The sequence below is a fragment of the Clostridium sp. Marseille-P2415 genome (genome assembly GCF_900155545.1).
GTDB lineage: Bacteria > Bacillota > Clostridia > Lachnospirales > Lachnospiraceae > Lacrimispora.
Genome location: NZ_LT732526.1, coordinates 1,420,236 through 1,432,940 on the forward strand (window position 1 = coordinate 1,420,236; position 12,705 = coordinate 1,432,940).

General features: G+C 47.2%; 11 protein-coding genes. 2 read left to right on the top strand and 9 right to left on the bottom strand.

Annotated features, from left to right (window positions below; genetic code table 11):
• The first annotated feature begins 114 nt into the window (after nt 1-114).
• On the top strand, nt 115-1,122 hold the full coding sequence (locus BQ9856_RS11455) for a LacI family DNA-binding transcriptional regulator (protein ID WP_442855525.1): 1,008 nt from the start codon (nt 115-117) through the stop codon (nt 1,120-1,122).
• 30 nt (nt 1,123-1,152) lie between these two features.
• Nucleotides 1,153-2,553, top strand: coding sequence for a glucuronate isomerase (uxaC, locus tag BQ9856_RS11460; protein WP_077611153.1), 1,401 nt, complete (start codon nt 1,153-1,155; stop codon nt 2,551-2,553).
• A gap of 67 nt (nt 2,554-2,620) precedes the next feature.
• On the opposite strand, the gene BQ9856_RS11465 is transcribed toward uxaC, so the two are convergent.
• The 9 genes from BQ9856_RS11465 to BQ9856_RS11505 all read right to left on the bottom strand — a co-directional run bounded on the left by BQ9856_RS11465 (nt 2,621) and on the right by BQ9856_RS11505 (nt 12,701).
• Complete coding sequence (locus BQ9856_RS11465; protein WP_077611154.1) at nt 2,621-3,346, bottom strand: MerR family transcriptional regulator; 726 nt, start codon at nt 3,344-3,346, stop codon at nt 2,621-2,623.
• A 149-nt stretch (nt 3,347-3,495) separates the two neighbouring features.
• Entirely contained in the window at nt 3,496-4,284 is a 789-nt protein-coding gene (locus tag BQ9856_RS11470) for an RnfABCDGE type electron transport complex subunit B (RefSeq protein ID WP_077611155.1), read from the bottom strand.
• A 17-nt stretch (nt 4,285-4,301) separates the two neighbouring features.
• Nucleotides 4,302-4,877, bottom strand: a complete 576-nt coding sequence (rsxA, locus tag BQ9856_RS11475; protein WP_077611156.1) for an electron transport complex subunit RsxA — start codon at nt 4,875-4,877, stop codon at nt 4,302-4,304.
• Nucleotides 4,878-4,889: 12 nt separating this feature from the next.
• The gene (gene rsxE, locus BQ9856_RS11480) at nt 4,890-5,684 is read right to left on the bottom strand and encodes an electron transport complex subunit RsxE (protein ID WP_077611157.1); all 795 of its coding nucleotides are present in this window, start codon (nt 5,682-5,684) and stop codon (nt 4,890-4,892) included.
• An 11-nt stretch (nt 5,685-5,695) separates the two neighbouring features.
• A complete protein-coding gene (locus tag BQ9856_RS11485; RefSeq protein ID WP_077611158.1) occupies nt 5,696-6,310 on the bottom strand; it encodes an RnfABCDGE type electron transport complex subunit G in 615 nt (204 codons plus the stop codon).
• Nucleotide 6,311: 1 nt separating this feature from the next.
• Complete coding sequence (locus BQ9856_RS11490) at nt 6,312-7,235, bottom strand: RnfABCDGE type electron transport complex subunit D (protein WP_077611159.1); 924 nt, start codon at nt 7,233-7,235, stop codon at nt 6,312-6,314.
• An 11-nt stretch (nt 7,236-7,246) separates the two neighbouring features.
• The gene (gene rsxC, locus BQ9856_RS11495; RefSeq protein ID WP_077611160.1) at nt 7,247-8,569 is read right to left on the bottom strand and encodes an electron transport complex subunit RsxC; all 1,323 of its coding nucleotides are present in this window, start codon (nt 8,567-8,569) and stop codon (nt 7,247-7,249) included.
• 521 nt (nt 8,570-9,090) lie between these two features.
• Nucleotides 9,091-10,884: an ABC transporter ATP-binding protein gene (locus BQ9856_RS11500; RefSeq protein WP_442855586.1), complete on the bottom strand. Its 1,794-nt coding sequence runs from the start codon at nt 10,882-10,884 to the stop codon at nt 9,091-9,093.
• A gap of 77 nt (nt 10,885-10,961) precedes the next feature.
• Nucleotides 10,962-12,701 (bottom strand): ABC transporter ATP-binding protein, encoded by a 1,740-nt coding sequence (locus BQ9856_RS11505; protein WP_077611162.1) that lies wholly within the window; start codon nt 12,699-12,701, stop codon nt 10,962-10,964.
• Nucleotides 12,702-12,705 lie beyond the last annotated feature (4 nt).

Sequence of the window (12,705 nt, forward strand, 5' to 3'; positions counted from 1 at the left end):
AATGATACCCTTTTCTCCGGATATTTAAGGAAAATGATAAATCAGGGATTGTAATATTTATCATAATTATGTATAATGAACAAGGTATGTAAATACTTACAATTGCGGGAGGTGATGTTTTTGAATATCTACGATGTTTCCGAGCATGCTCATGTATCGATCGCCACCGTTTCCCGTGTCATCAACGGGAATCCAAATGTCAGTGAAAAGACCAGGAAACGGGTTCTTGCTGTCATGGAAGAGCTGGGCTATACCCCCAACGTATTTGCCAGGAGCTTAGGATTGAACACGATGAAAACCATCGGGATCATGTGTGCGGATTCTTCTGACCCATGGCTGGCCGAAGCCATTTATTACCTGGAAAAGGAACTGAGGAGCAATGGTTACGACTCGATCCTCTGCTGCAGCGGTTATCTGCCCGAGACCAAAAAGAAGTATCTGGAACTGCTGCGCTCCAAACGGGTGGATGCCATTATCCTGGCCGGTTCCCATTACATTGAAGCGAAAGCAAAGGATAATGCTTATCTTCTGGAGGCTGCCAGGGATATTCCCATCATGATGGTCAATGGCTGCCTGGAAGGAGAACAGATTTACAGTACGGTCTGCGATGATCATGCCGCAGTCTATGACGCTGCTTCAAAACTCTTCCACTCCGGCCGCTCTTCGGTGCTCTATCTCTATTCCGGGAACTCTTACAGCAATTTACGCAAGCTTTCCGGTTACCGCGCTGCTGTTAGCGATGCCGGCTTTATGCTCCGGGAAGAACTTATGATGCAGTGCCGCAAGGATCTGGATGAGTCCATGGAACGCTTAAAGCTGCTCTCCCGTTCCGGCATCCATTTCGATGCTGTTCTGGCCGCAGAGGATATTTTAGCCGTAGGTGCGGTAAAATATGCAGACCAGGCCGGACTTAAAATCCCGGAAGATTTAACGGTCATCGGATACAACAACTCCATCCTGTCGCGGTGCACGACTCCTGAAATCACTTCCGTGGACAATAAAGTAGAAGCTCTCTGCACCACAACCGTAAACACCCTTATGAAGGTGCTGGACGGAGGAAACGTACCGGCAAAAACCATGATTACGCCAGAGCTCATAAAGCGTGGTACTACTAATTTCTAAATTTTATATATTCAAGGAGGACTCACTCACATGAAACAGTTTATGGACAAAGACTTTTTACTGTCTACCGACGCAGCAAAGACCCTTTATCACACCTATGCCGAAGAAATGCCGATCGTAGACTACCACTGCCACATCAATCCACAGGAAATCTATGAAGACCGTAAGTTCGATACCATCACTCAGGTCTGGTTAGGCGGCGACCATTACAAATGGCGCCAGATGCGTTCCAACGGCGTGGATGAGAAATACATTACCGGCGATGCGTCTGACCGCGAGAAATTCCAGAAGTGGGCGGAAACCATGCCAAAGTTAATCGGCAATCCCCTGTATCACTGGAGCCACTTGGAGCTGCAGAGATATTTTGGCTATACCGGCTATTTAAACGGTGACACCGCAGAAGAAGTATGGAATTTATGCAACAAAAAGCTCCGGGAAAACTCCATGAGCGTCCGTAACATTATCCGCCAGTCCAACGTAAAGTTAATCTGCACCACCGATGACCCTGCCGATACCCTGGAATGGCATCAGAAAATTGCAGCTGATTCCTCCTTCGAAGTAAAAGTGCTTCCCGCATGGAGACCGGATAAGGCTATGAACATCGAAAAACCGGATTTTTCAGCCTACCTGGCAAAATTATCTGCTGCAAGCGGCATAGAGATTAAGGATTTCGCTTCCTTAAAAGCTGCGTTAAAGAACCGTATGGAATTCTTTAAGAGCCAGGGATGCTGCGTATCCGATCATGCGCTTGAATATGTCATGTACGCTCCGGCCGGCGAGGCAGAGCTTGAAGTGATCTTTGCAAACGGACTTTCCGGTAAAACCGTCTCCAGGGAGGACGAGTTAAAATACAAGACAGCTTTTATGTTATTCGTCGCAAAAGAATACAACCGCATGGGCTGGGTGATGCAGCTGCATTACGGCTGTAAGCGCGACAACAACGCCCTGATGTATGCAAACCTGGGACCGGATACCGGTTATGACTGCATCAATAACTACGCTCCATCCGCGCAGATGGCAGATTTCTTAAACGCATTAAGCGCAACCGATGAGATCCCGAAAACCATCATCTACTCCTTAAATCCAAATGACAATGCCTCCATCGGTACCATCATTGGCTGTTTCCAGAGCAGATTTCCCGGAAAGATCCAGCAGGGCTCCGCATGGTGGTTCAACGATCACAAAATCGGCATGACCGAGCAGATGACCTCCCTGGCAAACTTAGGATGCCTTGGAAACTTCATCGGAATGCTCACCGACTCCAGAAGCTTTTTATCCTACACCAGGCACGAATACTTCCGCAGAATCCTCTGCGAACTGATCGGCGGATGGGTGGAAAGCGGAGAATATCCAAATGACCAGAAGGCGCTGAAGGAGATCATCGAAGGCATTTCCTATAATAATGCGGTAAAATACTTTGACTTTTTATAATACGTACCGATACAAAAGGCAGGTCCCAAAAGACCTGCCTTTCATGTAGCCGGATATTTTTCAGCTTTTATTTCTGTTCTTCAGAAGCAACCTCAATGCAATATCCAGTATGTCCGCACTGGGGACATTTTAATTTTCGCGTTTTTGGCGTATGTCTGGAAAAAAAGAATTCTCCCGGCATTGGTTTAAACTTTGTATCGCATTCCGCGCAGATATACTCTGTGTTTTTGTAGTATAACCTGACCAGCAATATTCCTGTCAGAACAACGGCCGGCATAACGATTGCATAGGATTGCCAAATCCCTTTTGCGATCCAAAGAACCAGCGTTCCAACTTGAGCGGCGGTCATAAAAAGACCAAAGACAAACATAGTAACATAAGTTCTTTTAAGTTTCTTCTTACCATTCATCATGTTCTTTATGTCGCTTATGGAATGAACCGGAATCCTGCCGGTATCACGGATGCTCTCCCTGACAGCCTGAATCAGATCCAACTGCTTTTGCCTGTCTTTGATTTCATGGCCGATTTGTTTTGTCTGCTCATCAAGCAATAACAACAGCACTTTACCGGGACTGTCGTTATCTAATATGCCCTTAATCGAGCCAAGCGTCAGTCCTAAAGCTTTTAACAAACAGATCAGGTGCAATTGATTTAAATCATCATCGGAATACAGACGCCTGCCACCCTCCGTAAGCCCGGAAGGTTTCAGCAGTTCTTTCGTATCATAGAACTGCACGGTCCGGACAGAGACACCACACAATTTAGCTATTTCTCCGGTTGTGTATTGCGGCATAAAACTCACCTCCTTGTACTTATACTATCACATGACGTAACGTCACTAGCAAGGGGTAACGTAAGAGGATTTTTTAAAAGTTCAGAAAGTCCATGCAGTTTCCTTCCAAAAAGGGTCCGCCCATAATATAGAGCGAACCCTTTTTTCTATTACACGATTACCTTCACCGGACATTTAGCCGCGCATTTCCCACAGTTCGTACACTTCTCGTAGTCAATGACCGCAACATTGTTATCCATATGAATTGCATCAAATTCACACTGCTTTGTACAAAGCGTACAGGCGATACAGCCCGCATCGCATTTGGCTTTCACGTCTTTGCCCTTATCATGGGAATTACACTGAACCAGATGCTCTGACTTATAAGGAACCAGATCAATCAGATTGTTCGGGCAGGAGGCAACGCATTTGCCGCAGGCAACACATTTCTCCTTATCCACGACTGCCACACCGTCGACCACGTGGATCGCATCAAATTCACACGCCTTTACACAGGAGCCGTAGCCCATGCAGCCATAGACACAGGCCTTTTCGCCGGACCCGGGAACAACGGAAACCTTCCGGCAGTCATCAATTCCGTAATAATTATACTGGACCTTTGTCTTATCGCAGGTTCCCTTGCATTTTACAAATGCAACCTTCTTATCAGAAGAACCGGCCGAAACGCCCATGATCGCACCGATCTTTTCTGCTACTGCCGCACCGCCTACCGGACAGGCCCCGACGTCTGCCTGGCCTGCCGCAATGGCCTTTGCAAGGGCATCACACCCTGCGTAGCCGCAGCCGCCGCAATTGTTGCCGGGAAGCTCATTGCGGACAAAAATCTCTCTTTCATCTACTTCTACTTTAAACTTTTCACTGGCAATCCCCAGGAACACACCGATCAGAATACCGATGATGCCTACAACGGCTGCCGCATAAATGATACCTGTTACCATTGTTTCGTCTCCTCCTTTTATATTAATCCGGAAAATCCGAAAAATGCGATTGCCATCAGGCCGGCGGTAATCAGGACAATCGGTGACCCCTTAAAGGAATACGGAATGTCATTATTTTCGATTCTCTCACGGACACCTGCCAGCATTATGATGGCAATGGTGAAACCTACGGATATGCCGATGCCGTTTACAACGCTTTCCAGGACGTTATAAGCCTTCTGCACGTTGGTCAGCGCCACGCCCAGAACCGCGCAGTTGGTTGTGATCAAAGGAAGATACACGCCCAGTGCTTCATAAAGGGCCGGCATGGATTTCTTTAAAAACATTTCTACAAACTGTACCAGGGCTGCAATGACCAGAATGAACACAATGGTCTGTAAAAATTCCAGATTGAGTCCCACTAAGATTCCCTTGTAAATCACGCTGGTAACAAAAGCCGCAATGGTGATTACGAAGATAACGGCTGCGCCCATACCGGCAGAAGTCTTCACATTTTTGGAAACTCCAAGGAACGGACAAAGGCCAAGGAACTGGCTGAGCACTACGTTGTTAACCAATGCGGAGCCAATGGCAATTAATAACAATTCTTTCATCAATCCATCCTCCTATTCGTCTTTCTTGGAATTCGCAGCATTTGATTCTGCTGCTTTCTTTGCTGCTTCTGCCTTCTTTGCTGCCAGGGCTTCCTCCTCTGCCTGCGTCTTCCTGGTCTGAAGGACCTCATGATTGGACATACAGGAGGAACCGGTACAGGAAGCACAGTTGCCGCCGCATGCCAGTTTTGACTGAGGAACAGAGCCGTTGCTTGCGGATGGAGCTTTAAACTTATTCTGAAGCGCTGTTAAAATGGACAGTACGAAGAATGCTCCCGGAGCAAGAACGAAAATAGCAATGTGGTAATCCTCCGGAATGACGGTGTGGCCGAATATCGCACCTGCACCTAAAATCTCACGGACAAGACCGATACAGGTAAGAGCCATGGAAAAGCCAAGTCCCATACCGATTCCGTCAAAGGTAGATGCCACCACACCGTTCCTGGACGCATAAGATTCCGCACGGCCTAAAATAATACAGTTTACCACGATAAGTGGAATATAGATACCAAGTGCGGAATACAGGCTTGGAACATATGCCTGCAAAAGAAGCTGCACAATGGTAACCAGAGTCGCAACGATAACGATATAAGCCGGAATTCTGACACGGTCCGGAATAATCTTTCGAAGCGCCGAAATAATCATATTGGAAAATAACAGTACCACAGTAGTGGAAAGCCCCATGCCTAAACCGTTAACAGCTGATGTGGTAACAGCCAGAGTCGGGCACATACCAAGCATCAGGACGAAGGTAGGGTTTTCTTTTACGATACCGTTATATAAACGTTCTGTACATTTGTTGTTCATCTTCCCACCTCCTATTTATTGATGCAGTTATGCACATAATATAATGCTGCATTGACTGCATTGGTTGTTGCACTGGATGTAATGGTAGCACCGCTGATGGCATTGATTTCAGCCTCCCCGGCATTGCCGGATTTGGTGACCGTAAGGGAATCGGCATTCTTTCCCGCATACTGGTCTTTGAACGCAGGTTCTTCTGCCTTTAAGCCCAGCCCCGGTGTATCGCTGATTTCAAGAAACTCAATGCCGTTTATGGTACCGTCTTCCTTGATACCTACGGATAGCTTTACGGTTCCGCCGTAGCTGTCATCGGAATAGGAAGTAATAACATAACCGAGAACGGCTCCGCTTGCATCCACTGCCTGAAGTGCATTATCCACGCCTACATTCCCAAAGCTCTGGGTAAGCAGCTCTGTATTACAGGCTTCCATGGCATCCTTCATCTTGTCATCAGACTTGAAATCCGTTGCTTCCGGGAATACCGCCTTATAAGCTTCTAAATTTGCCGCCAGGGTCGCCTTCTCAATGGGCGCCTTTGTGATCTGATAAGCACCGCCCAGCAAAAAACCGGAAATCAGGGTAATAACAAATAAAATCACTGCGTCTTTCATAAATCCGCCGCTCTTCATCTTACCTGCCCTCCTTTCCAAATGCTTTCGGAAGGGAAATCTTCTCAATCAGAGGCACCAGAATATTGCTGATGATGATAGCATAGGAAACTCCCTCCGCAGAACCGCCGAAAAGACGGAACAATCCGGTCAGTACACCTAAAAGGATCCCGAAAAGGATCTGTCCTTTTGGAGTGATCGGGCTGGTCACATAATCGGTAGCCATAAAGAACGCTCCGAAGATGATGCCGCCGCCGCATAAATGAGCCAGTACATACATCAGGTCATGCTGACCGAAAATAAATACAAAAACAGAAAAAGTAATCAGATAGGCAGCCGGGATCCGGATGGAAATCACCTTTCTGATTATGAGATAAGCTGCGCCTATGAGCAGGGCGATAACAGATACCTCGCCAATGGTTCCGGGAATCTTTCCGATGAACATGGCTGTTACGTCAACTGCCTGACCGGCCTTTAACGCAGCAAGCGGCGTAGGGCTTACAACCGCATCGTTATATGTAAACGTGGTCATCTTTCCTGCAAAGGAAATGAGCAGGAAGCACCTTGCCGCCAAAGCCGGGTTCATGAAATTCTGGCCCAGACCGCCATATAACTGTTTTACAACGATGACAGCGAAAACGCCGCCCAGGAATGGGATCCATAACGGAATGGCCGGAGGCATATTAAGGCCCAGGATCATTCCGGTTACCAGAGCACTTCCGTCACTTACCGTGACAGGTTTTCCCATCAGGGTCTCGAATACATATTCACTGAGAACACAGGATAATACACTGATCAGTAAAACCAGTGCCGCTTTTATTCCAAACTGGTATACACCATACGCAGCAGCCGGGATCATGGCAATGGCAACATCCAGCATGATATTCTGTGTTGTTACCTGATCCCTGACATGAGGTGATGATGATACGTTCAATAATTTACTCATACTTCACCCTCCTACGCTTTCTTCCTGCTTGCTGCAACTTCTTTACGCATCTCTTTAAATGCCTGGGTAAGAGGTCTCCTGGCCGGGCAAACATACGTACAGCAGCCGCATTCACAGCATTCCATACCATCTAATTTTACAAATCTTTCCATGTCAGATCTTTCCGCCGCATCCATCATCATCTGCGGGATGACATGGCTCGGGCATACATTTACGCATCTTCCGCAGCGGATGCATGCGGTCGGCGCGTTCTCTGCAACCTCATCCTTTGTCAGGCATGTAAGCGCAGAAGAAGTTTTTGTAACCGGAATATTTAAGTTAAATAATGCCTGGCCCATCATAGGGCCTCCGGAAATCACCTTTTCCGGCTCTGTCTTAAATCCGCCGGAAGCCTCCAAAAGCTCGGTATAGCTGGTTCCGGTCCTCACGCTGTAGTTCTGGGGATTTGCTACGGCATCTCCTGTCACCGTAACAATACGGCGGATAAGCGGAGTGCTCTTAGCAACAGCATTGTAAATGGAGATAACCGTATCCACGTTATCCACGATGCAGCCTGCGTCTGCCGGAAGCATGGAAGAATTGATCTTTCTTCCTGTCACCGCATAGATCAGGGTACGTTCACCGCCCTGTGGGTATTTTGTCTTTAACGGACAAACGGTGATTCTCGGTTCATCTTTCACAAGCTCCGTCATTAACCTGATCGCTTCCGGTTTGTTATTTTCAATGCCGATCACTCCCTTTGCATTATCAAAAAGCTGAAGGATTATATTCAATCCCCTGATAATGCTCTCAGGCTCTTCCAGCATCATGCGGTAATCGGAAGTTAAGTACGGCTCACACTCCGCTCCGTTGACGATGACCGTATCGATCTTTGATTCATCCTTTGGCGTGAGTTTTACGTGTGTCGGAAAACCCGCGCCTCCCAGCCCTACAATACCGGCCTCTTTCACAATGTTGCGGATCTCTTCTTTTGATAAGGTCTTTGGATCACGCTCGGCTCCAAATCCCTCCACCGCCTGATACTGCCCATCGTTCTCAATGATGACAGACGGTACCATAGAACCGTTTGCAACCATTCTTGGTTCAATGGTCTTTACCGTTCCTGAAACGGAGCTGATCACGCAAGCAGAAATAAAGCCGCCCGGCTCCCCGATCTTCTGACCAACCAGCACCTGGTCACCCGCTGCCACCAAAGGCTTTGCTGGTGCGCCGATATGCTGGGACAGCGGGAACACCATCTCGCCTTTTGGCTGCAGCACTTGTACAGGTTTACTTTCCGACAGTTCTTTTCCCTCGTAAGGGTGAACGCCGCCTTTAAATGTAGCCAAACCCATTTAACTAACCCTCTTTCTCTACAATTCTTTGTCTCTCCCGGCAAAATTTCAGTATTCTGCCACCTAGAACAGTATATCATAATTTGTAACTTGAAACAATGCAAAATTAAATATTGTATACTGTGTTTTTAATGTAATTACATCCATTTATCACAAGAATTGTCCTGATATACCGGCCTTTTTCCTGTTAAATACGTAACAATGCTTATTAACACAGGTTATGCTATGTTTTTAGAAAAAAACAATTACTTCAATCATCTTTTTCCTTTTTCCCTATAAGCTGCCCTTTTTTGACAGTGTTTTTAATTTTGTACATACCACTTTGTGAAATTTTTATTTATTTCATGCAACTTATAAAAGTTTTTTTTATATTTACGCAATATTTTTTATCATTTACGCCCTTTATTTATTAAAATTTTTAATAAACAAAAGGGAGCATTTCAAAAACAAAATCATTCAAAACTGCAGGATGATCGTTTTTATCCATGCTCCCTGTATGGAGGAAAGGAATGAGGCCCGGTTTAATCCAGCTCCGCTGCCCCGGTATAAAGCTGATAATATCTTCCTTTTTGTTTCAACAGGTCATCATGATCCCCTCGTTCAATGATTTCCCCATTTTCTAAAACCATAATGGCGTTGGCATTGCGCACCGTGGACAGCCTGTGTGCAATAACAAAGGTGGTACGGCTGGCCATCAGGCGGTCCATGCCGCGTTCGATATGCTTTTCTGTTCTGGTATCGACGGAGCTGGTGGCTTCGTCCAGAATCAGGATAGGCGCTTTTGAAATAGCTGCCCTGGCAATGTTTAAAAGCTGTCTCTGCCCCTGGCTTAAGTTGGCTCCGTCACCTTCCAGCACAGTATCAAATCCTTCGGGAAGCCTCATGATAAAGGAGTAGGCTGACGCTGTCTTTGCAGCCTGAATCACCTCTTCATCGGTTGCATCAAGCCTTCCGTAGCGGATATTCTCCATGACAGTTCCTGTAAATAAATGAGTATCCTGAAGGACCATCGCAATGTTACTGCGGAGGTTTTCCCTTTTGATATGGCGGATATTCTCACCGTCAATGGTGATCTCACCGCCCTGAATATCATAAAAACGGTTCAGAAGATTTGTAATGGTAGTCTTTCCTGCTCCGGTAGAACCCACAAAAGCAATTTTCTGCCCGGGCTTGGCATAAAGGCTGATGTCCTTTAGAATCACCTTATCGGGATCATATCCAAAGGTCACATGGCTGAGCTCTACAAACCCGTTCATGGGAACCAGTTCCGCCGCATCCTTTTCATCCACCGGCTCCGGCTCCTCATCCATGATGGCAAATACCCGCTCTGCTCCCGCAAGAGCTGAGAAAACATTGCTCACCTGCATGGATATCTCATTGATCGGACGGCTGAACTGGCGGGAAAAAGTTAAAAATACAGTTAAGCCGCCTACGTCAAACCCTCTGAGGACACAAAGAATTCCTCCAATGCATGCGGTCAGGGTGTAATTCAACTGACTTAAATTTCCCATAACCGGCATCATGACCCCTCCGAAAAACTGGGCATGGATCATGTTGTTCCTCAAATCTTCATTGAGTATCTCAAACTCTTCTTCCGCCACATCTTCATGACAGAATACCTTTACAACCTTCTGGCCGCTGATGATTTCTTCTATATACCCATTGACCGCGCCCAAAGAGCTCTGCTGGGCGGAGAAGAACTTCTGGCTTCTTGATGCAACAAAGCCGCCGGCCTTCATCATGACCGGAATCATGACTATGGTCACCAGGGTCAGCCAGATATTCGTATATATCATGAGCGCCAGAGTCCCCACGATGCTTAAAGCTCCGGTAAAGAGCTGAACCAGGGTACTGCTTAACATCTGGCCGATGGTATCCACGTCATTACTGAAACGGCTCATCAAATCACCGTTGTTGTTGGTATCATAAAACCGGACCGGCAGCTTCTGCATTTTACCAAACAGGTCATCACGTATCCTCTGCAGAGCATTCTGCGCAACCGTCAGCATGATCCTGGATTGAGCGTAGTTGGCTATTACCCCTACAAGATACACCGCTGCCATCACCAGAAGTCCTCTTGCAAGACCGGACACACTGCCGCGCCCTCCGTCAAGAGGTGCAATATATTGATTGATGATAGGCCGCAGCATATAGGAGCCGGCCAATGTTGCCAGCGTACTGACGATGACGCAGAATAAAGCGGTTCCCATAAACAGCTTATATTCATTTAAATAGGACATCAGGCGGAGGATCGTCACTTTAGTGTTCTTTGGTACGCCGCCCTTTGCCTGTCTGCCGGCTCCCGGCCTGCCCATTGGGCCCCGATTCTTCGCAGGTGCCGCTGACCGGCCATAACGCCTTTTCAAGCTTTCTATTTTCATCTGGTTATCCATCAGGCACCTGCCTCCTTTTCCCGTTCTCTTTGTGAGTAATAAATTTCCTGGTAAGCTTCACAGGATTCCATCAGTTCCTCATGGGTTCCCATGCCTACGATCCGCCCGTCATCAAGCACCAGGATCTTATCCGCATTTTCCACAGACCCGATTCTCTGGGCGATGATAAGCTTGGTCGTGTCTTTTAACGTAGTCTGGAAGCACTGGCGGATCCGGGCTTCGGTTGCCGTATCCACAGCAGAAGTACTGTCATCCAGAATCAGTATTTTCGGCTTTTTTAAAAGCGCTCTTGCGATACAGAGCCTCTGCTTCTGGCCGCCGGATACATTGGAACCGCCCTGGCCTAAATCCGTATCATATCCATCTTTAAAATTAGAAACAAACCCGTCGGCCTGGGCGCTTTCTGCCATGAGGACCACCTCTTCCATGGCGGCATTCTCATCTCCCCAGCGGAGGTTTTCTTCAATGGTTCCGGAAAAAAGCACGTTTTTCTGGAGAACCATTCCAACGCCTTCCCGCAGGTTCCTAAGGGAATAATCCCTTACGTCAATATCATCCACCAGAACCTGACCCTCATCCGCATCGTAAAGGCGGGGTATCATCTGCACAAGTGAGGTTTTTCCGCTTCCCGTGGAACCGATGATGCCAATGGTCTCTCCAGGCTCTGCCGTGAAATTTATATGGCTTAAAACCATTTCATCCGTGCCCTTCGCATACTGGAAGCAGACATCCCGAAATTCTACTTTTCCCCTTGTTACCCGTGCAGACTTTTCCGCTGCATGCTCATCCGTTAAGTCGATGGGCCTATCCAGCACTTCCTTTACACGCTTTAAAGAAGCTAATGCACGGGAAGCCTGCAAAAATACCATGGATAACATCATTAAGGACATGAGAATCTGGACAATATAGGTGGTAAATGCAGTCAGATCACCGACAGGCATCTTTCCGCCGATAATCAAATTTCCCCCATACCAGACCACGGCCAGGGTCGTGATATTCATCATCAGCATCATCACAGGCATGCTGGCAATCACGATCTTCATGGCGTCAAGGCTGCCTTCCTTCAAATCCCGGTTTGTGGCCTGAAACTTTTCCTCCTCGTAGTCCTCTCTGACAAAAGACTTGATCACGCGTACATTGGTCAAAGCCTCCTGAACGCCGGAATTCAAGCGGTCGATTTTCTTCTGCATGGCTTCAAAACGCGGAAAAGCTACCTTCAAAATAATCAAAATGATCAAAATCAGCAGCGGAATCACGACCAGCAGTATCATCACCAGCTGCCGGTTCATGAGATATGCCATGATCAGGCCTCCGATCAGCATGCCCGGGGCCCGGAACATCATCCGCAGGCTCATCATGACCACGTTCTGGATCTGCTGGATATCATTGGTCAGCCTGGTAACCAGTGATCCCGTACTGAAATCATCAATGTTTCTAAACGAAAACTGCTGGACTTTGTGAAATACATCCTTTCTTAAATCCGTACTAAAGCAGATGGAGGCCTTGGAAGAAAAATAAGAACCTCCGATCCCTCCCACTGCCATGATAACAGCGATAACGATCATGACTCCGCCAATCCTAAAAATATAGCCCACATCCCTTTCCGCCACTCCGTTATTGATGATCATGGAGGTCAGCTTGGGCAGCATGATTTCGCCGAACACTTCTGTCAGCATCAGGAGCGGCGCCAGTATAAATGCCCCGAGATACGGCCTTATATATTTCCAATATCGTTTCAAGTTA

Excerpts from the sequence above, each read along its gene's own strand:
- BQ9856_RS11455 (WP_442855525.1), top strand. The coding sequence starts at position 115 with ATGTTTTTGAATATCTACGATGTTTCCGAGCATGCTCATGTATCGATC.
- uxaC (WP_077611153.1), top strand. The coding sequence starts at position 1,153 with ATGAAACAGTTTATGGACAAAGACTTTTTACTGTCTACCGACGCAGCA.
- BQ9856_RS11465 (WP_077611154.1), bottom strand. The coding sequence starts at position 3,346 with ATGCCGCAATACACAACCGGAGAAATAGCTAAATTGTGTGGTGTCTCT.
- BQ9856_RS11470 (WP_077611155.1), bottom strand. The coding sequence starts at position 4,284 with ATGGTAACAGGTATCATTTATGCGGCAGCCGTTGTAGGCATCATCGGT.
- rsxA (WP_077611156.1), bottom strand. The coding sequence starts at position 4,877 with ATGAAAGAATTGTTATTAATTGCCATTGGCTCCGCATTGGTTAACAAC.
- rsxE (WP_077611157.1), bottom strand. The coding sequence starts at position 5,684 with ATGAACAACAAATGTACAGAACGTTTATATAACGGTATCGTAAAAGAA.
- BQ9856_RS11485 (WP_077611158.1), bottom strand. The coding sequence starts at position 6,310 with ATGAAGAGCGGCGGATTTATGAAAGACGCAGTGATTTTATTTGTTATT.
- BQ9856_RS11490 (WP_077611159.1), bottom strand. The coding sequence starts at position 7,235 with ATGAGTAAATTATTGAACGTATCATCATCACCTCATGTCAGGGATCAG.
- rsxC (WP_077611160.1), bottom strand. The coding sequence starts at position 8,569 with ATGGGTTTGGCTACATTTAAAGGCGGCGTTCACCCTTACGAGGGAAAA.
- BQ9856_RS11500 (WP_442855586.1), bottom strand. The coding sequence starts at position 10,884 with ATGGGCAGGCCGGGAGCCGGCAGACAGGCAAAGGGCGGCGTACCAAAG.